Source organism: Klebsiella sp. SWET4 (assembly GCF_024296565.1).
In the GTDB taxonomy this organism is placed as follows: Bacteria; Pseudomonadota; Gammaproteobacteria; order Enterobacterales; family Enterobacteriaceae; genus Klebsiella; species Klebsiella variicola.
In genome coordinates this window covers 1-21,983 of the sequence record NZ_JANCOB010000012.1, presented here as the reverse complement: position 1 = coordinate 21,983, position 21,983 = coordinate 1, and the positions used below count along the sequence as shown (strand labels likewise).

At 56.0% G+C, this 21,983-nt stretch carries 21 protein-coding genes; 8 read left to right on the top strand and 13 right to left on the bottom strand.

The window, feature by feature from the left end; genetic code table 11:
- Window positions 1-2 precede the first annotated feature (2 nt).
- The 3 genes from NKJ21_RS22325 to NKJ21_RS22315 are packed head-to-tail and all read right to left on the bottom strand — an operon-like array spanning window position 3 to window position 3,889.
- Entirely contained in the window at window positions 3-2,546 is a 2,544-nt protein-coding gene (locus NKJ21_RS22325; protein ID WP_254733218.1) for a fimbria/pilus outer membrane usher protein, read from the bottom strand.
- A 34-nt stretch (window positions 2,547-2,580) separates the two neighbouring features.
- Window positions 2,581-3,267 carry a molecular chaperone gene (locus NKJ21_RS22320; RefSeq protein ID WP_016160140.1) on the bottom strand — a complete coding sequence of 229 codons (687 nt, stop codon included), beginning with the start codon at window positions 3,265-3,267 and terminating at the stop codon, window positions 2,581-2,583.
- 58 nt (window positions 3,268-3,325) lie between these two features.
- The gene (locus NKJ21_RS22315; protein WP_012543123.1) at window positions 3,326-3,889 is read right to left on the bottom strand and encodes a fimbrial protein; all 564 of its coding nucleotides are present in this window, start codon (window positions 3,887-3,889) and stop codon (window positions 3,326-3,328) included.
- A gap of 478 nt (window positions 3,890-4,367) precedes the next feature.
- Between NKJ21_RS22315 and NKJ21_RS22310 the strand changes: the two genes are divergently transcribed.
- Entirely contained in the window at window positions 4,368-5,012 is a 645-nt protein-coding gene (locus NKJ21_RS22310) for a winged helix-turn-helix domain-containing protein (protein WP_022064649.1), read from the top strand.
- Between the two features lie 146 nt (window positions 5,013-5,158).
- On the opposite strand, the gene epmB is transcribed toward NKJ21_RS22310, so the two are convergent.
- Complete coding sequence (epmB, locus tag NKJ21_RS22305) at window positions 5,159-6,187, bottom strand: EF-P beta-lysylation protein EpmB (RefSeq protein ID WP_008807210.1); 1,029 nt, start codon at window positions 6,185-6,187, stop codon at window positions 5,159-5,161.
- A 41-nt stretch (window positions 6,188-6,228) separates the two neighbouring features.
- On the opposite strand from epmB, the gene efp reads away from it, so the two are divergent.
- From efp to sugE, 4 genes are all read left to right on the top strand, one after another.
- Complete coding sequence (gene efp, locus NKJ21_RS22300; protein WP_002885506.1) at window positions 6,229-6,795, top strand: elongation factor P; 567 nt, start codon at window positions 6,229-6,231, stop codon at window positions 6,793-6,795.
- 73 nt (window positions 6,796-6,868) lie between these two features.
- On the top strand, window positions 6,869-7,000 hold the full coding sequence (locus NKJ21_RS22295; RefSeq protein WP_002885511.1) for an entericidin A/B family lipoprotein: 132 nt from the start codon (window positions 6,869-6,871) through the stop codon (window positions 6,998-7,000).
- A gap of 158 nt (window positions 7,001-7,158) precedes the next feature.
- Window positions 7,159-7,305 carry a lipoprotein toxin entericidin B gene (gene ecnB / locus NKJ21_RS22290; RefSeq protein ID WP_004206423.1) on the top strand — a complete coding sequence of 49 codons (147 nt, stop codon included), beginning with the start codon at window positions 7,159-7,161 and terminating at the stop codon, window positions 7,303-7,305.
- 142 nt (window positions 7,306-7,447) lie between these two features.
- A complete protein-coding gene (gene sugE, locus NKJ21_RS22285; RefSeq protein WP_008807209.1) occupies window positions 7,448-7,765 on the top strand; it encodes a quaternary ammonium compound efflux SMR transporter SugE in 318 nt (105 codons plus the stop codon).
- Here the strand turns inward: sugE and NKJ21_RS22280 are convergent.
- From NKJ21_RS22280 to frdA, 5 genes are all read right to left on the bottom strand, one after another.
- Window positions 7,762-8,295, bottom strand: a complete 534-nt coding sequence (locus NKJ21_RS22280; protein WP_043875919.1) for a lipocalin family protein — start codon at window positions 8,293-8,295, stop codon at window positions 7,762-7,764. The two genes, sugE and NKJ21_RS22280, sit on opposite strands and share 4 nt — an antisense overlap.
- Before the next feature lie 113 nt (window positions 8,296-8,408).
- Entirely contained in the window at window positions 8,409-8,768 is a 360-nt protein-coding gene (gene frdD, locus NKJ21_RS22275) for a fumarate reductase subunit FrdD (RefSeq protein ID WP_002885526.1), read from the bottom strand.
- Between the two features lie 10 nt (window positions 8,769-8,778).
- Entirely contained in the window at window positions 8,779-9,174 is a 396-nt protein-coding gene (gene frdC / locus NKJ21_RS22270) for a fumarate reductase subunit FrdC (protein WP_002885530.1), read from the bottom strand.
- 10 nt (window positions 9,175-9,184) lie between these two features.
- Entirely contained in the window at window positions 9,185-9,919 is a 735-nt protein-coding gene (gene frdB / locus NKJ21_RS22265) for a fumarate reductase iron-sulfur protein (protein ID WP_004177729.1), read from the bottom strand.
- On the bottom strand, window positions 9,912-11,702 hold the full coding sequence (gene frdA, locus NKJ21_RS22260) for a fumarate reductase (quinol) flavoprotein subunit (RefSeq protein WP_008807207.1): 1,791 nt from the start codon (window positions 11,700-11,702) through the stop codon (window positions 9,912-9,914). Before frdA ends, frdB begins: the two co-directional genes overlap by 8 nt.
- Window positions 11,703-11,977: 275 nt before the next feature.
- Between frdA and epmA the strand changes: the two genes are divergently transcribed.
- Window positions 11,978-12,955: an elongation factor P--(R)-beta-lysine ligase gene (gene epmA / locus NKJ21_RS22255; RefSeq protein WP_008807206.1), complete on the top strand. Its 978-nt coding sequence runs from the start codon at window positions 11,978-11,980 to the stop codon at window positions 12,953-12,955.
- A gap of 188 nt (window positions 12,956-13,143) precedes the next feature.
- Window positions 13,144-14,646, top strand: coding sequence for a glutamate/gamma-aminobutyrate family transporter YjeM (gene yjeM / locus NKJ21_RS22250; protein ID WP_012969119.1), 1,503 nt, complete (start codon window positions 13,144-13,146; stop codon window positions 14,644-14,646).
- A 37-nt stretch (window positions 14,647-14,683) separates the two neighbouring features.
- Here the strand turns inward: yjeM and mscM are convergent, their stop codons facing one another.
- The 3 genes from mscM to rsgA form a co-directional block, all read right to left on the bottom strand.
- The gene (gene mscM, locus NKJ21_RS22245; protein ID WP_023323498.1) at window positions 14,684-18,013 is read right to left on the bottom strand and encodes a miniconductance mechanosensitive channel MscM; all 3,330 of its coding nucleotides are present in this window, start codon (window positions 18,011-18,013) and stop codon (window positions 14,684-14,686) included.
- A 24-nt stretch (window positions 18,014-18,037) separates the two neighbouring features.
- Window positions 18,038-19,000, bottom strand: a complete 963-nt coding sequence (gene asd, locus NKJ21_RS22240) for an archaetidylserine decarboxylase (RefSeq protein ID WP_023323499.1) — start codon at window positions 18,998-19,000, stop codon at window positions 18,038-18,040.
- A 160-nt stretch (window positions 19,001-19,160) separates the two neighbouring features.
- Complete coding sequence (gene rsgA / locus NKJ21_RS22235) at window positions 19,161-20,222, bottom strand: small ribosomal subunit biogenesis GTPase RsgA (RefSeq protein WP_008807202.1); 1,062 nt, start codon at window positions 20,220-20,222, stop codon at window positions 19,161-19,163.
- A 94-nt stretch (window positions 20,223-20,316) separates the two neighbouring features.
- Here rsgA and orn point away from each other — a divergent pair, with 94 nt between their 5' ends.
- On the top strand, window positions 20,317-20,862 hold the full coding sequence (gene orn, locus NKJ21_RS22230) for an oligoribonuclease (protein ID WP_004206435.1): 546 nt from the start codon (window positions 20,317-20,319) through the stop codon (window positions 20,860-20,862).
- 40 nt (window positions 20,863-20,902) lie between these two features.
- Here the strand turns inward: orn and NKJ21_RS22225 are convergent, their stop codons facing one another.
- A complete protein-coding gene (locus tag NKJ21_RS22225; RefSeq protein ID WP_012543116.1) occupies window positions 20,903-21,634 on the bottom strand; it encodes a transporter substrate-binding domain-containing protein in 732 nt (243 codons plus the stop codon).
- Window positions 21,635-21,983: the final 349 nt, after the last annotated feature.

Below are 21,983 nucleotides of genomic sequence, written 5' to 3'. Positions count from 1 at the left end.
TATTAGCGACAAACCGTTTCGATTTGACTGATGCCAGACGCTTTGCCTTCCCTGGCTGGTAAAGTAAAGGAAGCATTGCACTGCTGCGCGGCGCTTTTGCCCCACTGGACGTTAAGGATCCCCGTCTGCTGCAGGCCGGACATATAGACCATCCCGGCGTCGCTGACGATACTTGGCTGCGATTTACTATCTCCGGCGAGCAGAACCATTGCGCCATAAGGCACGTCCTGGCCGCTGGCGGTTTTCAGATGCACAAAGGCCCGCTGGCCAATATTGCCGTCATAATTAGCACGCACGATTGCGCCGCGCGTCGGAACGACGCTCTGCGTGGTTTCCGGCAGCTCCATATCTTCGCCAAGCGTGGTGCTGTCCAGCGTGATATCGGTACGACGATAAGGTGTAACGTACGGGACGATAGCGTAACCGCGATAGTCGGTGGAGATGGTGTTATCGTTGGTCAACTTGACGTTATCCAGGCCCGGCGCTTTAACCAGCACGGCGGCGTCAGTGATGTCCTGGCCAAGTGTAATGCCATCGGCATGAGCGACGATGCTGCCGTTGGCGCCGTAGTCAATACGTTGGCTGTTATTGTCATAGCTATAGCCGGCATTAAGGCTGCCGCGGGCACCGTTATAGGTCCCACGCATATCGCCGCTGTAATATTCCCGGTTGCTGTACCCTTGCTGCAGGCTCCATTCCAGGCTGTCGTTATCTAGCCCGACGCCACCAATGGAGACCGACTGATCGGTAGATCCCGGATTGCTGTTGGTTAATTGATAGCTGGTATAGGTACCCGGCAGCCAGTTGCTCAGCGGTAGCGTCACCGTCAGGGTGATGCGCTGATCGTCCTGGGCATCCTTACCTGAGTTATTTCCGCTCCAGGTGTAGCGGTTATAGCTGTAGCCCAGATAGTAGTTCACATTACGGAAACCGCCGTTGTAACCTACGCTAATTGACTTGTTGGTTCGCTTATCGTCCCAGTAATCTTCAATCAACCCGCTTATCGACAGGCTACCGAGGCCTTTACCCAGGCTTTGGTTAACCGTCAGGTTGGTGCGATTGCGCAGTGAGCGAGAGGTATAATTACCGTCATTAGAGTAGCTATCCAGCACCTCCGAGAGGGTATTAAAGCCGCGGGTGGAATAGCGGTAGCCCGCGATGGTGACATTGGTGCCAGTTTCGACAATGTTTTTACCATAACGGACCCGCCAGGACTGTCCTGAGGTCTTTTCATCGTCTTTCTTTTTCGACCATGCCTGGGTGACGTCTGCCGAGGCGGCGCCAAGCTCGCCCAGGTTATAGCCGAGGCCCGTCGACAGCGCCTGGTAGCGCGAGGCCGCCTGCATACCGCCATAAAGCGTCAGGCTGCTGGAGACGCCATAGGTCGCGGTGGCCTGAGTAAATGGCGTATCATCGACTCCACCATCGTAAGGACGATATTTACCGGAAGTAATCTCATACTCCAGTTGATTTTCACGCACCATGACCGGTAGGGTGGCGAACGGCACAACAAATTCTTGCTTGGATCCGTCGGACTCTTCCACGCTGACGTAAAGGTCGCCGCTACCGCCGCTCGGGTACATATCGGTGATTTCAAATGCCCCGGGTGCCACGTAGGTCTGGTAAACCTGGTAGCCGTTCTGTTTAATGACGACGCGGGCGTTGGTTTTGGCGATACCGCGAATAATCGGCGCATAGCCGCGCATACTTTCCGGCAACATCGTGGTATCGGTGGCCAGCTGAATACCGGTAAACGGCACGCTGTCGAAGATGGTTGAGAGCGATGAACTTTCGCCCATCACCAGGTTACTGTTGATCGGGCGAATACTGCGCTGCATATAGAGATAGGCGGAATCCCAATCCCCGGCATCGCCATTGTTTTTATTCCATGTGCTGAGGTTGCGGATACGCCATGGGCCAACGTTGAGGCCAGACTGCAGGTTCAGGCTGTAGTATTCATCATTGGCCTGCATGTCGTTCGAGCCGCTGAACTGGTAGTTCACCAGCAGGGCGTTGATGCCATCATCAAACTGATCCGGTGGAATATATCCCTGCGCGGTGGTGGATAAGGCCGCCTGCGGAATAGAGATATTTAAGCGCTGGGCGGTGAAGTCAAAGTCCGCTTTGGTGTCCGGAATGACAGAAAAGTTTGCACAGCCGTTTTGATCCTCGGCTAACTCTGGAAAAGCTTTTATCCTTACGCCATATTCCGCGAGAGCTTTTAGACTCAGGCAGGGAACCAGAGCGGGTTCGCGGTTATCGCTGCTGGCGCGATTGTTGGCGACAAACTTTATCGTCCTGGTATCCAGGTAGCGGCCATTAAACATGATATCGACCCGATAATCCCCCGGCGCCTGCGCGTTCTGGGTCTGAAATACGGATAAGTCAGGGGTGGTTGATGGATCGCTACCATTCAATGAGCTAATGAATGAGGGATCGAAAAAGTCACGTGCTTGCGCTTTATTATTCAAACCAGAAAGCAATGCCGGAAGCATTGCAAGGAAGATGGTGGATAGTTTGAATAATCCATTATTCTTATTTGGCATAGACACATCCCTATAATGATAAAATAAATTCTTATTACAGCGATGAGGAGTAGAGCGACCCAGCTCCGCCATAATCATTGACAACTTTCCAGGTAATGCTGGAGGCATTAATATTTTCTTTTAACGTCACTTCTTTAGTCGTCATCGGGGCGACCGAGTTGACTTCCGGCTTCACTTCTTTGCTGCCAATCTGGATGCTATGGAAATAGAAGAAAAAGGGCGTTGGATTTTTGATCGTCAGCTTAGTGCCAGATTTTCGCCATTCGAGCTTTTTCGCTTCCGTATTAGGGGAGAGGTCGAAAAGTGCTTTAGGGCGATAGACCAGACGCATGCGGTGACGGACTGCTAGTTGAATGGTGTTGTTATTCGCTTTGGCATCATCTGCCGGAGGAATCGCCATGACGTTAAAATAGTACATGGATTCCCGGTCGGTCGGCGCATTAACGTTTCCGTTAGAAAACAGACGAACCGTATTCTGTTGTTTCCCTTCAAGGCGGAACAGCGGCGGTGTAGCCATAAAAGAGGGCGCTTTTCCTGCCGGCGCTTCAACCCAGGATTTAATCAGATAGGGAATATCATCTTTATTTTCTATTTGCGCGGTGATTTCACGTGCGCCTTCTTTATACAGATAGCGGGTGGATTCCACTACAATACCGGCATGGGCAATACTGCTGAGGAGTAATGCACAGGAAGCGGTGAAAGTTAATAAAGTCCTGAACATGTTTTTTCTCTGAATGCAAAAAAGGGCCCGCCGTGAAGCGGGGCCCTTTGGGGAAAAATTAGATGGTGTAATCGATAGTAAAGGTCGCAACACCTTTAACCGGGCCTTCGGTTACCGGAGTAGCAGAGTTCACTTTTACATAACCAGTGGTGTACTTCAGCTGAGTACCGGTAGTAGCAGAGTAGCTTTCGGTCATGGTGTCAGAACCGTCGAAGGCTACGCGATGGGAATCGCTGAGACGCTGGATACCGATACCGATACCGGTAGCGCCGCCAGCTGCGGTGTTGTCCAGGATGGTTTTATCGCTGGAGGTGATACCGGCAACGTTTACAGTCAGGCCAGTAACCGGGTTAGCGCTGCCCTGTGCGCAGTCAGTAACTTTAAAACCGAAGTCCTGAGTTTTGAACAGAGTACCTGCCGCTTCAGCATTTGCTTCCGCAGTGGTCACAGTGATCAGCTGAACGATACCGTTGTTCAGGGTACCCGTCGGAGTCACGACGCAAGAGTTAGCTGCATCAGCGACTTCACCCAGCACAGTTACCTGAGCAGTGTTAGTTGCCATTGCCTGAGCACTCAGCACTGCAGATGCAGCGACCATTACAGCTACGATTGTCTTTTTCATTTAATTAATCCATATATAGATACTTAGTCCTGTGTAGAGTCGATAACAGTTATCAAGGGAATGGAGTATGCATTCGCATTGATATTGAAAATAAGCGCCAGCATTCCTTTATATAGTGCTGAGACTAATCATCCTGTTGAACAACGCTACCATATCGCTTGCCATAGCGAACCATGGGAAAGCGGGAGTAATTTAAAAGCATGGTGCAAAAAATGCTTGTGAATTCTTTATGAAATGCCTCTGAATTTAATGCTTTTATAGTAGATTGAGATGCTGCCATTATTGGAGGTGAATTTAATCTGAAAATGCGGGGGCTAAACAAGATAACTGTCGCATATTGATTTATCTCCTGTATTCTGTGTGGCGCCGGGCAATGTGAACTAAACTCGTTCCTTTTTGAAATGATAATGTTCATAGACCATGTTGGCTGAACTAATTAGAATTTATTATGGATAATGGTTTTTCGTGGGGCAGGGATATGGATAACGCTGCGTTATTTAATGGGTGTATGATTAATCATGAAGTTATCTTTAATGCAAATATGAATGAGCTGCGGCCGCTTTCAGGTGACGGAGAGTGTGTCAGCCTCAATGCGCCCACTGCCAGATGCTTGCTGTTACTCTTGCAGAATAGCGGTAAAGTGATTTCGCGGGATGAATTTCTGGCTGCTGTTTGGGAAACCCGGGGAGTGGTGGTGTCACAAAATACGTTCTATCAAAATATCTCTTTGCTGCGAAAATCATTGCTCAAAGCGGGGCTGTCGGCGGATATCATTATCACCGTCAGGCAAAAAGGGTTTAGCGTCGCGCCAGATACCCTGATCATCCCTCTCTCTGATGAAGAGTGCGAGAATATGAATCGGGCGACATTAACGCATTATCAAAATAATAAGGTTGCCGACGTTACTGCCGAGAGCAAAGGTCATTCTGACGATCACGTAGTTATTCCATTAACAGAAAGCTTAGCGATTCAGGGCAATGAGTTGATAGAGAATAAAGTGGAGATACCAGAAAAACAATCGGAACGATTACAGGTAACTTTTAAAATGCCCACCTGGTTAATCGCGCTGATTGTAGTGATGATTGTGATTAATATCGTGGTGCTGGTGGTGCTTCACCGTTAGCTTGTCGCAATAGGGGGTTATCACGTAATGCGATAGCTGACAGCTGACAGCTGACAGCTGATAGCTGTTTACCTAATCCTCTGGCAAGAAATGGCTTCACATGGTTTGTCTGCCAGAGCGTCCTGGCAGACAAGGGAATCTGACGTTTATCGCTGCTTCAGCCCTAAATCCAGCGGCGTCTTGCTGGGTTCCCCGCCGATCTCGCGCGCCAGCTTCGGCACCATGTAGCCGGAGATGAGGGTCAATAGTTCACGCATGATTTCACGGGCTTCATCATCGCTAACCATGAAGTGCGCCGCCCCTTGCACCCGATCCAGCACGTGCAGGTAGTAGGGCATTACCCCGGCGTCAAACAGCGCATTGCTGAGGTCGGCCAGGGTTTGCGCGTTGTCGTTCACCCCGCGCAGCAGCACGCTCTGGTTGAGCAACGTGACGCCCGCCTGACGCAGCATGGCCATCGCCGCGCGGAACTCATCGTCAATTTCATTGGCGTGGTTGACGTGGTTAACCAGGATTACCTGCAGCGACGAACGCTGGAAGCGGCTGGCCAGCGTCTCGGTGATGCGCGCCGGGATCACAATTGGCAGGCGGCTGTGAATACGCAGACGCTTAACGTGCGGAATAGCTTCCAGCTGGGTCATCAGCCAGTCAAGCTCATGGTCCTTTGCCATCAGCGGGTCGCCGCCGGAGAAGATGATTTCATCAAGCTGCGGATGCGCTGCGATGTAGTCCATTGCCGTCTGCCAGTTGCGCCTGGTGCCCTGATTTTCGGCGTATGGGAAGTGGCGGCGGAAGCAGTAACGACAATTTACCGCACAACCGCCTTTCACCAGTAGCAGTGCCCGGTTGTGATATTTGTGCAACAAGCCGGGCACCACGCTGTGCTGTTCTTCCAGCGGATCGGTGGAGTATCCGGGGGCGACGATAAACTCTTCCTCGGCGGTAAGTACCTGACGAAGCAGCGGATCGTTAGGGTTGCCTTTCTCCATGCGGGCGATAAACGCGCGCGGGACGCGCAGCGGGAACAGGCGTCTGGCCTCGCGTCCGGCCAGCAGTTTTTCATCAGCGTCTACATTTAAAAGACGCAGCAGTTCATCAGGACTGGTCACAACATTGGCAAGTTGCGTTATCCAATCTTCTCTGGATGGGGTATTTAGGGTTACAATATGCGCCATTTTGTGGCTTAGCTACCAGTTAAACAATTTCAGAGGGCCTTATGGCGACTTACTATAGCAACGATTTTCGTGCTGGTCTTAAAATCATGTTAGATGGCGAACCTTATGCGGTAGAAGCCAGCGAATTCGTTAAACCAGGTAAAGGCCAGGCGTTTGCGCGCGTTAAACTGCGCCGCCTGCTGACTGGCACCCGTGTTGAGAAAACCTTCAAATCTACCGATTCGGCAGAAGGCGCGGACGTTGTCGATATGAACCTGACTTACCTGTACAACGACGGTGAGTTCTGGCACTTCATGAACAACGAAACTTTCGAACAGCTGTCTGCTGACGCGAAAGCGATCGGTGACAACGCTAAATGGCTGCTGGATCAGGCTGAGTGCATCGTGACCCTGTGGAACGGCCAGCCGATCGCGGTCACCCCGCCGAACTTCGTTGAGCTGGAAATCATTGAAACCGATCCAGGTCTGAAAGGCGACACCGCGGGTACCGGCGGTAAACCAGCGACCCTGTCTACTGGCGCCGTGGTTAAAGTTCCGCTGTTCGTCCAGATTGGCGAAGTGATCAAAGTGGATACTCGCTCTGGCGAATACGTATCCCGCGTGAAATAATTTCGCGCCATGTTGACTGGCGCAGCCTCCGTGCTGCGCCGCTCTTTACGCACAGGTACGACGAACACGAGACATGAAGCGCAGCGTAAAACTTCTGGTGTTACTGTTTCTGAGCAGCGCGTTACTGGCTGGCTGCAACACCGCCCGCGGAGTGGGTGAAGATATTCAGGGCCTGGGCCACGCCATCTCTCACGCCGTGAGCTAAATTTCCTTCCGTTTTGCTAGTGGCGGTTGCCTCCTGGCGCACCAGCTTCCTCCACGAATATTCCTTTTCTCTTAAAAATCGCAAAGATCCCTTCATCTGTGGACGGTTTGTCTATGCTTATAGGGCATGAAAACAAAACTGACACTAAGGATGACATTATGGTGAAAAAAACGATTGCAGCGTTCTTTACGGTTTTGGTCCTCTCTTCAGCACTGACTGCTTGTAACACTACGCGCGGAGTGGGTCAGGATATTTCAGAAGGCGGCAGCGCAATCTCTGGTGCGGCAACCAAAGCTCAGCAATAACGCCGTCGACGGTACGGTTTTACGCCGTACCGTTCTTCACTTCCCCCATCCTGTTGGATATACTCACTGCGACTTTTCATCCACCTTACGGGACGACCCGTAAGCGTTTCTCATCCGGGGACGGCCCCAGCAAAGGAGCCTTATGTCCTGGATAGTCTTATTTATCGCTGGTCTGCTGGAAGTGGTATGGGCCGTCGGCCTGAAATATACCCATGGCTTTAGCCGGCTGGTTCCCAGCGTCATCACCATCGTGGCGATGGTCGTCAGCATGGCGCTGCTTTCGTGGGCGATGAAAACCCTGCCGGTGGGAACTGCTTACGCCGTCTGGACCGGAATCGGCGCTGTGGGCGCCGCCGTGACCGGTATTGTGCTGTTGGGTGAATCCGCCAGCGCTATGCGTATCGCCAGTCTCGCCTGCATCGTGGTCGGCATCATTGGCCTGAAGATTAGCGCGCACTAGTTGTAGCGCTGATTGACCCAGATCAGTTTGCTGACATCAAAGCCCTGCCGGGTAGCAATATCCAGCATCTGCTGCCTGACCTCCGGAGCGATGGTGGGTGCCCGCGCCAGTAACCAGAGATAGTCGCGATCGGGTCCGCAGACCAGCGCGTAACGATACTCCTTATCCAGCGCAATGACGTTATAGCTGCCGTAGAAAGGGCCGAAGAAGGAGATCTTCAGCGCGGCGCGGCTGGGCTCCCCGGTAAAGTACGCCACTCCGTCCGTTTTCTGCCACATACCGCGGTCGGGGTTATAGCCTTTATTGACCACGTCCAGGCCGCCGTCATCGCGTGGGTGCCAGGCGATAGTGACCTTTTCCAGCCCGCTTTCAAAAGGGTGGTCAAAGCGGGCGATTTCATACCAGGTACCCAGATAGCGCTGAACGTCGAAGGGAGTGACCACGGTGACGCCCGGCGGCGGGGTGGGCGTGCTGCAGGCGACAGACAGGAACGAGACGGCAATCGCGGTGATTATCGGCAGGATACGCATGGCATGCTCCTTGCTGGCTTTTAAGCTAAGTGTAGAGTCCAGCAGGGAAAAGGCGGCAAGATTTTTACATGAAGCGAGCCCGGTAGCAGAAATGCGACCGGGCTCTTGCAGGATCAGATAAACAGTACGCCAACGAGGGTGATGACGCTGAGGATTGCCGCCAGGCCGTAGAAGACCCACTTACCGTTGGGTACATGGATTTTCAGGTCGTGCATGGCGTGGTGAATACGGTGTAGACCGCACCACAGCGGCAGAACAATCATCAGAAAGATGAATGCGCGGCCGATAAAGCTTTGGGCAAAAGCCAGCACGCGCTCATAGCTGAAGGCGTCTGCCGGGGCGAGCCCCAGCGGCAGCAAGATGCCGACCAGCAGCACCATCACCGGCGCGACGATCGCGCCCCACATGCCGCCTGCGCCAAACAGCCCCCAGAATACGGGTTCATCGGAACGTTTCGGATTGGGATTAATCATCTCAGCCTCCTTACCAGAACAGGGCCACAAACAGGATCACCACAGTGACCACCGCCGTTACCACCCAGAGCCCTTTAATGACCGGCTCTGGCCCCATTTTTTCGCCTTTGATGATGACGTTGGCGGCTTTCGGCGCCAGCTCAAACCAGGTTTTGGTATGCAGCAGCGCTGCCGCCAGGGTAATCAGGTTGAGGATCACCACCACCGGGTTTTGCAGGAATCCGATATATCCCGCCCAGCTTTCGGCGCCGTGCTTGAGGGCAAACAGCCCGTAAATCAGCACAATGCTAAACCATACCGTCGGTACCGCTGTCCCTTCCCGCACCATGTAGAAGCGATAAAACGGCAGCTTTTTCCACCAGGTGGAGGTCATTGGCCGCACGTAGGGTTTGCGTTTCGTCGTCATAATGCACTCCTTAGCGTGGTTTCAGGGTGGCGATAAGAAAGTCTTTCGAGCTTTCCACCTTGCCCTGCTGGATCGCGGCCGCCGGGTCGACGTGCTTCGGACACACTTCCGAGCAGTAGCCCACGAAAGTACAGGTCCAGACGCCGTTCTGGCCGTTAAGCTGCGCCATACGTTCCTTTTTACCGTGGTCGCGGCTGTCTTCGTTGTAGCGGTGGGCGAGGGTGATCGCCGCCGGGCCGATAAATTCCGGGTTCAGGCCGAACTGCGGACAGGCGGCATAGCACAGACCGCAGTTGATGCAGCCGGAGAACTGATGGTATTTGGCCATCTGGGCTGGCGTCTGCTTGTTTGGCCCCTGGTCCGGCGTGCGGTTATTGCCGATGATATACGGCTTAATGGCCTCCAGACTTTCGATAAAGTGGGTCATATCCACCACCAGATCGCGTTCGATCGGGAAGTTGGCCAGCGCCTCAACTTTGATGCCTTTGGTGTAATCGCGCAGGAAAGTTTTGCAGGCCAGCTTCGGCACCTTGTTGACCATCATGCCGCAGGAGCCGCAGATCGCCATCCGGCAGGACCAGCGGTAGCTCAGGTCTGGCGCCAGGTTGTCTTTGATGTAGCCCAGGGCGTCCAGCAGCGAGGTCTGCTCATCATAGGGCACGTCATAGAATGCGCTATGCGGTGCGGTGTCGACCTCCGGGTTGTAGCGCACCACTTCGACTTTCAGGTTTTTCATCTCAGCCATGGGTGGTCTCCTTCTTCTCAGCCGCTTCCGCTTCGGCGCCATAGACACGTTTTGCCGGTGGCAGCGTGGTGATCTTCACGTCGCCATATTCCAGACGGGTGGTGCCATCGGCCTCGCGGAAGGCGAGGGTGTGCTTGAGGAAGTTGACGTCGTCGCGCTCGGTACAGCCCTCATCCAGACGCTGGTGCGCACCGCGCGATTCTTTTCGGGCGATGGCCGAGTGCGCCATACATTCGGCAACGTTCAGGCCGTGTCCCAGTTCAATGGTGTACAGCAGGTCGGTGTTGAACACGCTGGAGTTGTCGGTAATGCGCACGCGCTTGAAGCGCTCCTGCAGCTCAGCCAGCTTATCGATAGTTTTCTGCATCAGCTCCGGCGTACGGTAGATGCCGCAGCCTTCCTCCATCGACAGCCCCATTTCGTCGCGGATTTTCGCCCAGTTTTCGTTACCTTCCTGGTTAACGAGATTTTTCAGCCGTTGCTCTACATCGGCGGCCTGTGCATCCAGTGCGGCACTATTTGCCTCAGTCGTCTGTGCGGCGCGCTGCATAGCCTGTTCCCCGGCCAGGCGGCCGAAGACCACCAGCTCGGCCAGCGAGTTGGAACCTAGACGGTTGGCGCCGTGCAGACCGACGGACGAGCATTCGCCCACGGCAAACAGCCCTTTGATCCGGGTTTCGCACTGCTGATCGGTTTCGATACCACCCATGGTGTAGTGCGCGGTCGGGCGCACCGGGATCGGCTCTTTCACCGGATCGACGCCGACGTAGGCTTTCGCCAGTTCACAGATAAACGGCAGACGCTCCAGCAGTTTTTTCTCGCCGAGGTGGCGGAGATCGAGGTAGACCACGTCGCCGCGCGGCGTCGGGATGGTGTTCCCTTTCCGCCATTCGTGCCAGAAGGCCTGGGACACTTTGTCGCGTGGACCCAGCTCCATATATTTGTTCTTCGGTTCGCCGAGCGGGGTTTCCGGGCCCATGCCGTAATCCTGCAGGTAGCGATAGCCGTTTTTGTTGACCAGAATCCCGCCTTCACCGCGGCAGCCTTCGGTCATCAGGATCCCGGAGCCCGGCAGGCCGGTCGGGTGATACTGAACAAATTCCATATCGCGCAGCGGCACGCCATGGCCCAGCGCCATACCCATACCATCACCAGTAACGATGCCGCCGTTGGTGTTGTAGCGATAGACGCGCCCGGCGCCGCCGGTAGCCAGCACGACCGCGTTAGCGCGGATCTGCACCAGGGTGCCTTCCATCATATTCATCGCTACCAGGCCGCGGGCCTGCCCGTCATCGACCAGCAGGTCAAGGACGAAATGTTCATCAAAGCGCTGAATTTGGGGAAACTGAAGGGAGGTCTGGAAGAGAGTATGCAGCATGTGGAAGCCGGTTTTATCGGCGGCAAACCAGGTGCGTTCGATTTTCATCCCACCGAAGCGCCGGACGTTGACGCTGCCGTCGGGGCGGCGGCTCCACGGGCATCCCCACTGTTCCAGCTGGGTCATTTCCGTTGGGCAGTGATGAACGAAATAGTCGACGACATCCTGCTCGCACAGCCAGTCGCCTCCGGCGACGGTGTCGTGAAAATGGTACTCAAAGCTATCGTGATCCTGGGCAACGGCTGCGGACCCCCCTTCTGCAGCGACCGTATGGCTGCGCATCGGATAGACTTTAGAAATCAGGGCGATTTTGGCATTGGGGTTGGCCTGGGCGGCGGCGATAGCGGCGCGTAGGCCTGCTCCGCCAGCACCAATTACGGCGAGATCGGCTTGAAAAGTTTGCACGACATTCCTCCAGTTTTAGTGTATTTCGCCGCCGGGCTGGCGAAAAAGTATCACTGCTCCTTTATAGGTACAGGAGTATAGCCGTAGGGTCAGTAAGGAAAATTGACGTGTTCGATTTTTTTATCGATATGTGCGGTTATTTATCAGTGATATTTATGCATTCAGGTTAACGATAGATTAATGGCATGTAATCTGCCGGGGATTGCACAAAATTTGTTTCACTCGCCGGTTGCGAGTAGACTTCGTGCCCTTAATTTGCAATCGGAGAAAGTACCATGAGCGAGACGGCAACCTGGCAGCCGAGCGCACCCATTCCCAATCTGTTGAAACGCGCGGCGGTGATGGCGGAAATCCGCCGTTTCTTTACCGATCGCGGCGTGCTGGAGGTGGAGACGCCTTGCATGAGTCAGGCGACGGTAACGGATATTCATTTGTTCCCGTTCGAAACCCGTTTCGTCGGCCCGGGCCATTCACAGGGACTCAATCTGTACCTGATGACCAGTCCGGAATACCATATGAAGCGCCTGCTGGCGGCGGGCTGCGGTCCGGTTTTCCAGTTGTGTCGCAGCTTTCGTAATGAAGAGATGGGCCGGCATCACAACCCGGAATTCACCATGCTGGAGTGGTATCGTCCGTGCTATGACATGTATCGCCTGATCAACGAGGTGGACGACCTGCTGCAGCAGGTTCTGGAGTGTCAGCCAGCGGAAAGCCTCTCCTATCAGCAGGCGTTCCAGCGTCATCTGGATATTGATCCGCTCTCTGCTGATAAAACGCAGTTGCGTGAAGTCGCGGCGAAGCTGGATTTAAGCAATATCGCCGATACTGAAGAAGATCGCGACACGCTGCTGCAACTGTTGTTCACCATGGGCGTGGAGCCGCACATCGGCAAAGATCGGCCGACGTTTATCTATCATTTCCCGGCCACCCAGGCCTCGTTAGCGCAGATCAGCCCGGAAGATCATCGGGTCGCTGAGCGCTTCGAGGTTTACTACAAAGGTATTGAGCTGGCGAATGGTTTCCACGAGCTGACCGATGCCCGCGAACAGCGTCTGCGATTCGAGCAGGACAACCGCAAACGCGCCGCGCGCGGCCTTCCGCAGCAGCCTATCGATAACAACCTGCTGGCGGCACTAGAGGCGGGCCTGCCGGACTGCTCCGGCGTGGCGCTGGGCGTTGACCGTGTGGTGATGCTGGCGCTGGGTGCCGAAAGCATCGGCGAGGTGATCGCCTTTACGGTCGACCGCGCCTGATGGCGCTGTCACCTCCTGCCGCCTTAGAGCGGGGGAGGTGACAGACCCGCCCTGACCGATCCTCCCTCACGCTATCCCGGTTTTCGCCCGAATACCCACAATCTCCTTCCGTGCTTTTGCTACTATCCGCGCTCATTTTTTGAGGCCAGGCGTTGCCTGTTGGGTGATGCCCACGTTTGGATAGATTTATGCATCAACAATTCAAGAAGATGAGCCTGATTGGGCTGATTCTGATGATCTTCACTTCGGTGTTTGGCTTTGCCAACAGCCCGTCGGCGTTTTATCTGATGGGCTACAGCGCGATGCCGTTTTATCTTTTTTCCGCCCTCTTTTTCTTTATTCCGTTCGCGCTGATGATGGCGGAGATGGGATCGGCTTATCGTCGCGAAGAGGGCGGGATCTATTCCTGGATGAACCACAGCGTCGGGCCGCGCTTTGCTTTCATCGGCACCTTTATGTGGTTTGCGTCGTACGTGGTGTGGATGGTGAGTACGGCGGCTAAAATTTGGGTGCCGTTATCCACCTTTTTGTTTGGCGCGGACAAAACCCAGACCTGGGCGCTGGCTAGCCTGACCCCGACGCAGACGGTGGGCATTCTGGCAGCCTGCTGGATGGGTGTCGTGACCTTTATTGCCGTCAAAGGGATCAATAAAATCGCCAAAATCACCGCCGTCGGCGGCATCGCGGTGATGGGGCTTAACCTGGTGCTACTGCTGGTGAGTGGGGCGATCCTCCTGCTCAACGGCGGCCATTTCGCCCAACCGTTAAACTTCACCCTTTCACCTAATCCCGGGTATCAGTCGGGCATGGCGATGCTGTCGTTTGTGGTATTTGCCATCTTTGCCTATGGCGGAATTGAGGCGGTCGGCGGCTTAGTGGATAAGACTGATAAGCCGGAAAAGAACTTTGCCAAAGGTATTATCATCGCGGCGATCGTTATCTCGGTCGGTTACTCGCTGGCGATTGTGCTGTGGGGCGTGAGCGCCAACTGGCAGCAGGTGCTTGGCGCGCGTTCGACCAACCTCGGCAACATCACCTATGTGCTGATGACCAGCCTTGGGACGACGCTCGGCCAGGCTCTGCACCTGACGCCAGAGTCGGCGGCCCTGACCGGAGTCTGGTTCGCCCGTATTACGGGCCTGTCGATGTTTCTCGCTTACACCGGCGCGTTCTTCACCCTCAGCTATTCTCCCCTGAAAGCGATTATCCAGGGCACGCCAAAAGCGCTCTGGCCGTCGGTGATGACCCGTCTCAACGTCAACGGCATGCCCGCCGCGGCGATGTGGCTGCAGTGTCTGCTGGTCGGGGTGTTTATCGTACTGGTATCGTTCGGTGGGGATAGCGCTTCCGCGTTTTATAACAAGCTGACGCTGATGGCCAATGTCTCCATGACCTTGCCCTATCTATTCCTGACCATCGCCTTCCCGTTCTTCAAGGCGAAAATGCATCTTGACCGGCCGTTCGTGATCTTCAAAAACCGTTCGTCGACGCTGCTGGCGACCGGCGTGGTGCTGCTGGTGGTGACCTTCGCCAATATCTTCACCATTATCCAACCCGTCATCGACAGCGGGGACTGGAACAGTACCCTGTGGATGGTCGGTGGGCCGATCTTCTTCTCACTGCTGGCGCTGGGGATCTACGAAAGCTACCGTCGGCGCATGGCGTCCGGCGCGCTGGTGATGGAGAGTTAAAGAACCTGCCCGGCGGTGCCGCCGGGCAGGGGATGGTTTACAGGCTACCAGCCGTACGGCGGCTGGTTTTTCCGGCCGAGGTCATGGTTTTACTGCTTTGCCTGCCGTCGATACTTTCCAGACGCATCTGGAACGGAGGGAACGGCATATCAATGCCATGCTCGCGGAAGCCCGCCAGGATCAGCTGATGCATCTCATGGCGCAGCGGCATGCGATGCCCCATCTCCGCGGCAAAAATACGCAGCTCGAAAATCTGGATCCCCTGCTGCAGGTCGACGAGAAACGCTTCCGGCGCCGGGGTATCGATGACCAGCGAGCAGCGATGCGCCGCGGCAATGAGAATTTTCGTGACCTCGTCGGTATCGGCATCCACGGGTGCCGGCACCGTCAGCACCACGCGGGTGACTGAGTCTGACAGCGACCAGTTGATAAACTGTTCGGTGATGAACGCCTTGTTCGGCACGATAATCTCTTTCCGGTCCCAGTCACTGATGGTGGTCGCACGGGTATTAATGCGGGTGACGCTGCCCGTCAGGTCGCGAATGGTGACTGTATCGCCGATGCGGATCGGCTTCTCAAACAGGATAATCAGGCCGGAGATAAAGTTGGCGAAGATCTCCTGCAGGCCAAACCCGAGACCCACACCCAGCGCGGCGACCAGCCACTGCAGCTTCGACCACTCAATACCGATCATCGAGAAGCCCACCAGCCCGCCGACGAGCATCAGCAGATATTTGGTGATGGTGGTGATGGCGTAGCCGGTGCCGGGCGTTAAATCGAGATGCTGGAGGATCGCCAGCTCCAGCAGCGCGGGCAGGTTGCGCACCAGCTGAGTGGTGATGATCAGCACCAGAATGGCAATCAACACCGCGCCAAGCGTGATCGGCTCAAGGCTTTCCACCCCTTGTACCGTCGAGGTCACGTCCCACAGCGAGATATTCTCAAGGAAGCCAAACGCCGAGTGAATTTCCGACCACAGCACGATGACCGACAGCAGCGCGATCAGCATCAGCAAGGAACGCACAAGCCGCAGCGACTGGGTACTGATGGCATCGAGATCGACCTCGCTGACCTCCGTCTCCACCGACCCCTCCGGACTGCTGACGTGAACGGGCTCATCTTCGCCGCGGGCGCGCTGGGCGAGAATTTCCGCGCGACGGTGGCGGGCCCGGTCGAAGGCCAGCCGGCGGCGCTGGATCAGCATCCAGCGGCGGATGATGTGATAGACCACCAGCAGCAGGAACCAGATGGCGACCGAGGTTTCCAGACGCGCAAGCAGCGCCTGGGCGGTGGCGAGGTAGCCGACGGCGGCCGCCAGCATGGCCACCAGCGGGGCGCCAAGCATCAGGTTCCACAGCAGGCGGTTCACCATATTGTCGCCATTCCCCTCTTTATCCAGATAGAGCGGAATACCGGCGTGCTTAAGGCTCAGGGTAACCACCGCCAGCGCGCCGCAGATCAACAGGAAGCACAGGCGGCCCAGCGAAGCGGAGAACTCGCGGTCGTTAAGATTATCAAACATGATCAGCGCCATAATCAGCGGCACAATCAGCCCGATGCTCATCAGGTAGTAGCGCATCGCTTTCGCCACGCGGTTACGCGGCCAGCCGAAGTGGGCGATAAACAGCCCGTTTGGCCGGGCGAAGGTGGCGCAGATCATCACCACCCACAGCAAAGGCACGGTCGCCGTGACCCCATCGCCTATCGCCACCGCCAGCGGGAAGGGCCAGGCGGACTGCAGGCCATAGCCGAGCGTCATCCACAGCACCGGCAGCGGCGAGGCCACCAGTATCGACCAGAAGACCGTGCGCAGCGTCAGCCAGAAGTGATCCTGGGTGACTTTCCCCACCCGGGCGCTGGAGCGCTCAAGGAAGCGGGTGAAATGGCGTCGGGAGCTGATGCTAAAGCCGACCAGCAGCAGGGCGGCAAACAGCGGCAGCAAGGTCTCTTTGCTGGTGAGCATCATCGCGCTGGCTTTGCCCAGCTCGCTGATGGTATCCAGGGAGATCAGACGCCGTAGATCCTGGACAATCTCCAGCGGCCAGGAGAAGCCGATGGGGCTGACGTCCGAAGTCCAGAACAGATAGCGGTGGGTCGCTTCGTTGATCTCTTTCAGCGCGTCTTCCAGCTGGCCGTTGGCGACCTTCAGCTTAGTGAGCTCCAGCATCAGAGTATCGCCGCCGCGCAGCAGCGAGTTCAGCAGCTCGTTCTGCGTGCGCAGCTGCGCCTGCAGGATCTTGTTCTGCTCGCTGGTCAGCGGTTGGCCGTCGGCCTGACGGATCTGCCGCAGCTGTGGTTGCTTACTGAGTAAATCTTCAAAGCGCAGACGCTGCACGCGCAACTGTGCCATTTCCGTATCCAGCTGCTGTGGGCGAGGGCGTTCCGGCAGTCGCGCCACCTGGGCGCGTAAGGCTTCACCCAGCAGGTTGGAAGAGCCCAGCCACTGCGATTGCTCGCGCAGGGTGTTTAACGCCTGGCGCACCTGCAGCGTTTGATTCGTCGCCTGCCGCTGCTGGGAGGCCACCAGATCCATGCGCTGCGCCTGCTGGTTCAGCGCCTGGGAGAGCTCCCGGTTGACCTTGAACTGCGCGGTGATGTCCGGCGGCAGGTTTTCACTGTTCTCCGCCAGCAGTTCGGTGCTCTCCAGCGCCTTTTCCGCCTCCCGCTGGCGCTGGCTGTTCTGTAAATTGCGCAGCGCCTGCAGATAGGCATCCAGTTGTTCGCTCTGCTTTTGCGCCAGCTCGGAACGGGCGCGCGACAGCTCCTGGCGGTTGTTGGCGGAAAGCTGGGCGAGGTCGAGTTCATCCACCAGCGCCTTCAGGCGCGCCGATTCCGCCTGCAGGGCAAGATTTTGCGCCTGGGCGAGAGCATTGTTGCCGGTTTGCGTGCCGATGCGGCGCTCAACCTCATTGAGCTGACGACGGGCATCGGTTTGCTGTTGCGGCAGCTGGTTCAGGGAGTCGGCGATTTCACGCGCGCGATCCTGCTCCTGCTGCGCCTGGCGGCTCGATTCCAGCAGCTGGCTGCTGACCTGCAGGATCTCCTGGTTCAGCGCATCGGCGGTCAGGCCGGTTGGCACCTGGCGCGGTTCTTCGCTCAGATTGTTGAGCTGGGAGCGCAGGCTTTGAAACAGTTTGGGGAAATTATCGATAACGTCCTGATACTGACGGGCGCGCTCGAGGGACGATTTTTGCTCCTCAAGCGCGTTCAGCGCGGACTGCAGAACTTCAACGGTTTCAGGCTGGGCGGGCTTTGCCGCCTTCGCCTGTTCCAGTTCCTGGGTTATCTGTTTAGCATCCGGGGCTGTCGCAGCGTACGCCCCGAAACTGAGGCTCAAGGTCAACAGGAAAGTGTATATCAGGCGCACGGCATAACCCTTTTTGCTGAAGAATTAACCTTGGTCTTGTGTATCGTCAACCAGCGGGCTGGCGCGGTGTTCGGCGCGGATCTCTTCTTCCGGTAACGGCGCGGCTTCAGCAGCGGTGCTGGCTTCCACGGCGGTCGCCAGCGGTTGGCCGATTTTAGTCACGGACAGGCTTTGCAGCGAGTCGACCAGCTTCACCTGGCCCGGGGCAAACAGGTTGATCACGGTGGAACCCAGTTTGAAGCGGCCCATCTCCTGGCCTTTCAGCAGGGCGACGGAGCCTTCGCTGTCGCCAGCGGGCCAGGTCCAGCGTTTAATAATGCCTTCGCGCGGCGGGGTCACGGTGCCGGACCACACGGTCTCGATGCTGCCGACGATAGTCGCGCCCACCAGAATTTGCGCCATCGGGCCAAACTCAGTATCAAACAGGCAGATGACGCGCTCGTTACGGGCGAACAGGTTAGGCACATTCTGCGCCGTCAGATGGTTAACCGAGAACAGGTCGCCAGGGACGTAGATCATTTCGCGCAGGATGCCGTTGCACGGCATGTGCACGCGGTGATAGTCGCGCGGCGACAGATAGGTGGTGGCGAAGCTGCCGTTACGGAACAGGTCGGCCATTTGATAGTTGCCGGCCAGCAGGGCTTCCAGGCTGTAGTCATGACCTTTGGCCTGCAGGATTTTATCGTCTTCAATGGCGCCAAGCTGGCTGATCACGCCGTCTGCCGGCATCACCAGCACGTTGGGATCGGTATTCAGCGGGCGAACGTCGTCGCGCAGCGGACGCACAAAGAAATCGTTGAAGGTGCGATAAGCCGCGGTATCCGGCTTCTGCGCCTCTTTCATATCGACCTTGTAGTATTTCACGAACAGATCGATGACCAGCTTCGTCAGCCAACCTGCGCGTTTGCTCGCACCCCAGCCTGCGAGGCGGGTGAGCCACAGTTTAGGCAGAATGTATTGCAGTGAAAGTTTAAGATCGTTTAACAAAGTAGCCTCCAGGCCATGATATGTCGTTCAGGACCCCGCCCGCGGGCGGGGTCCTGAAAAAAGGGGACGATTCTATACGTAAACCTCGCCAAATGGCATCCGCGTTAGTCGCAGTTTGACCGCGTCCTGGCAGAGCCTGACGTGATGCTCAGCTTAATGATCAGTCATCGGACGAGGAAAAGTTTTTACGCGTTTTTACCTGTACCTGCTCCATGCTTTCGAGGATGCGGTGGTAGTTCTCAAAACGGCTTTCGGCGATCTTGCCGTTCTCTACCGCTTCGCGAAGCGCACAGCCAGGATCGTTATCGTGTTTACAGTCGCGGTATTTGCAATGGCCTAAATAATCATGGAATTCGACAAAGCCATGGGTGATTTGTTCCGCTTCCAGATGCCAGAGGCCAAATTCACGAACGCCCGGCGAATCAATCACATCGCCGCCGTGCGGGAAGTGGTAGAGGCGCGCCGCGGTGGTGGTGTGCTGGCCTAAGCCGGAAACGTCCGAGACATCATTGGTGAGGATTTGATCCTCATTCAGCCCCAGCAGGGCATTCAGCAGACTCGATTTACCGACCCCGGACTGCCCGGCGAAAATGCTGATGCGGTCGGTCAGGGCCGCTTCCAGCGGCTTGAGACCGTCCTGAGTCCGGCTGGAGACCATGAGCACGCGGTAGCCGATATTGCGGTAGATGTCCATTTGCTCATTGACGAAGCGCAGGCCATCGTCATCCAGCAGATCGATTTTATTCAGGACGATCAACGGCTCGATATCCTGCGCCTCGCAGGCCACCAGATAGCGATCGATAATATTCAGCGACAGTTCAGGCAGGATCGCGGAAACCACCACGATCTGATCGATATTGGCGGCGATAGGCTTCACGCCGTCGTAAAAATCCGGACGCGTCAGGACGGAGGCGCGCTCGTGCACCGCTTCGACGATCCCTTTGACGTTTACGCCGTCGGCGGCGTCTTTACCCGGCCGCCAGACCACGCGGTCGCCGGTGACCAGCGAACGGATTGTCCGGCGAATGTTGCAGCGATGGACGCTACCGTCAGCGGATTCGACGTCGGCATGCATACCAAAGCGACTGATGACAATGCCTTCCGACGTTTCGCCAAACAGGTTGTCATCGTAGTCGGCCTTCTCCGCAGTGGTTTTCAGGCGGCGCTGGTGGTTGGCGTTGACGCGGCGCTGCTGGCCTTTGGAGAGTTTATTTTTACTCAATCGAACTGGCTCCTGGTCGCCCTGATGGGGCAAAACCTCTATGATACACGCTATTTTAGATGAATATAGTCACGCAAGAAGGGTGGAAAATAGCATGAGTGCAAATGAAAACAACCTCATTTGGATCGATCTTGAGATGACAGGGCTGGATCCGGAGCGCGATCGCATTATCGAAATCGCCACCCTGGTGACCGATGCCAACCTGAACATTTTGGCTGAAGGGCCGACCATCGCCGTGCATCAGTCGGATGCTCAGCTGGCATTAATGGACGAGTGGAATGTGCGGACGCATACCGGCAGCGGACTGGTGGATCGCGTGAAGGCCAGCGCCGTCAGCGAGCACGATGCCGAACTGGCGACCATTGAGTTTCTTAAGCAGTGGGTGCCGGCGGGCAAGTCGCCGATCTGCGGCAACAGCATCGGCCAGGATCGTCGCTTCCTGTTTAAGTACATGCCGCAACTGGAAGCCTATTTCCACTACCGCTATCTGGACGTCAGCACGCTGAAAGAGCTGGCTCGCCGCTGGAAGCCGGAAATTCTCGACGGCTTTAAAAAGCAGGGCACCCATCAGGCGATGGACGATATCCGCGAGTCGGTTGCCGAGCTGGCCTACTATCGCGAGCATTTCATTAAGCTGTAAACCAATACCGGGCCTGGTGCGGCCCGGTACATCTTTCTGATTATTTAAACCACTTTTGCTGCATCTGCTGGAAGTCAGGCGTCGCCATGACCGCGGTCAGGGCATCGTTGATGGCATTCAGCAACTCCGGATCGTCTTTGCGCACCGCAATCGCATACTGCTTACCGTAATAAGCCGGGTCGGTGGCCCGCTCATCCATGATGGCGTAGTCAGGGTTCTCTTGTTGCCAGGCGTCAAGGGTGGCGAAGTCGCTCATGACGCCGGTTATTTCGCCGGCTTTCAGCGCGGCTAAAGCGCTGGCGACGTCGTCGTAAGGGATCGCCTGCACGGCCTTCTGCTTATCGCGCAGATAGTGCTGGTGCAGCGTGCCTTTCACCACGCCGATTTTTTTGGCTTTCAAATCGGCAAAGGTATGGGCGACATCTTTATTGACGATCACCACCCCGGAGAGGGCCTGGCGATAGGGGCGGCTAAAGGCGACCTGCTTCTCGCGCATTGGGATCACTTCCATACCGGCAATCACCGCATCAAACTTCTTAAAGCGCAATGCCGGGATCAGGGTATCGAAACGCTGCGCCGTAAACTGGCACTGCGCCTGCATCTGCTGGCACAGGGCGTGAGCGAGATCGATATCGAAGCCGACGGGCTGATTTTTGCCGTTGGTGGTGACAAACGGCGGATTGGCCGTGGTAGTGCCAAAATGGAGCGTCTCGGCTGACGCGGTTCCGATGGCCAGCGTGCTCAGCAGCAGGACGGTGAGGACTTTTCTCATGCTAATTCCCTGTTTGGCGTCGTGGTGGCCACGTTATACGTCGCGCCACCGCACTATGATGCGAGCGATTTTGCGTCATTCAGCCGGGCGGAAAAAGCAATTTTGCCCGTTATGACGCTTATTTATACAATTCAGCGGCGTGGGTGGCGAGAAAATGTTCATTTAAACAAAAAACGCAAAAAAGTGATCGTCAGGGGGTTGCAGGGGCATCGAATTCTCGTATAATGCGCCTCCCGTAACGACGCAGAAATGCAAATTACGACGCCATCAAAATATGGCAAAAAAAGCAGTAACGCGGGAATAGCTCAGTTGGTAGAGCACGACCTTGCCAAGGTCGGGGTCGCGAGTT

Coding starts and splice junctions, on each gene's coding strand:
- orn (WP_004206435.1), top strand. CDS start 20,317: ATGAGTGCAAATGAAAACAACCTCATTTGGATCGATCTTGAGATGACA.
- sugE (WP_008807209.1), top strand. CDS start 7,448: ATGTCCTGGATAGTCTTATTTATCGCTGGTCTGCTGGAAGTGGTATGG.
- frdD (WP_002885526.1), bottom strand. CDS start 8,768: ATGATTAATCCCAATCCGAAACGTTCCGATGAACCCGTATTCTGGGGG.
- epmB (WP_008807210.1), bottom strand. CDS start 6,187: ATGGCGCATATTGTAACCCTAAATACCCCATCCAGAGAAGATTGGATA.
- NKJ21_RS22280 (WP_043875919.1), bottom strand. CDS start 8,295: ATGCGTATCCTGCCGATAATCACCGCGATTGCCGTCTCGTTCCTGTCT.
- epmA (WP_008807206.1), top strand. CDS start 11,978: ATGAGCGAGACGGCAACCTGGCAGCCGAGCGCACCCATTCCCAATCTG.
- NKJ21_RS22320 (WP_016160140.1), bottom strand. CDS start 3,267: ATGTTCAGGACTTTATTAACTTTCACCGCTTCCTGTGCATTACTCCTC.
- frdC (WP_002885530.1), bottom strand. CDS start 9,174: ATGACGACGAAACGCAAACCCTACGTGCGGCCAATGACCTCCACCTGG.
- frdB (WP_004177729.1), bottom strand. CDS start 9,919: ATGGCTGAGATGAAAAACCTGAAAGTCGAAGTGGTGCGCTACAACCCG.
- NKJ21_RS22310 (WP_022064649.1), top strand. CDS start 4,368: ATGGATAACGCTGCGTTATTTAATGGGTGTATGATTAATCATGAAGTT.
- yjeM (WP_012969119.1), top strand. CDS start 13,144: ATGCATCAACAATTCAAGAAGATGAGCCTGATTGGGCTGATTCTGATG.
- efp (WP_002885506.1), top strand. CDS start 6,229: ATGGCGACTTACTATAGCAACGATTTTCGTGCTGGTCTTAAAATCATG.
- NKJ21_RS22225 (WP_012543116.1), bottom strand. CDS start 21,634: ATGAGAAAAGTCCTCACCGTCCTGCTGCTGAGCACGCTGGCCATCGGA.
- NKJ21_RS22325 (WP_254733218.1), bottom strand. CDS start 2,546: ATGCCAAATAAGAATAATGGATTATTCAAACTATCCACCATCTTCCTT.
- NKJ21_RS22315 (WP_012543123.1), bottom strand. CDS start 3,889: ATGAAAAAGACAATCGTAGCTGTAATGGTCGCTGCATCTGCAGTGCTG.
- NKJ21_RS22295 (WP_002885511.1), top strand. CDS start 6,869: ATGAAGCGCAGCGTAAAACTTCTGGTGTTACTGTTTCTGAGCAGCGCG.
- ecnB (WP_004206423.1), top strand. CDS start 7,159: ATGGTGAAAAAAACGATTGCAGCGTTCTTTACGGTTTTGGTCCTCTCT.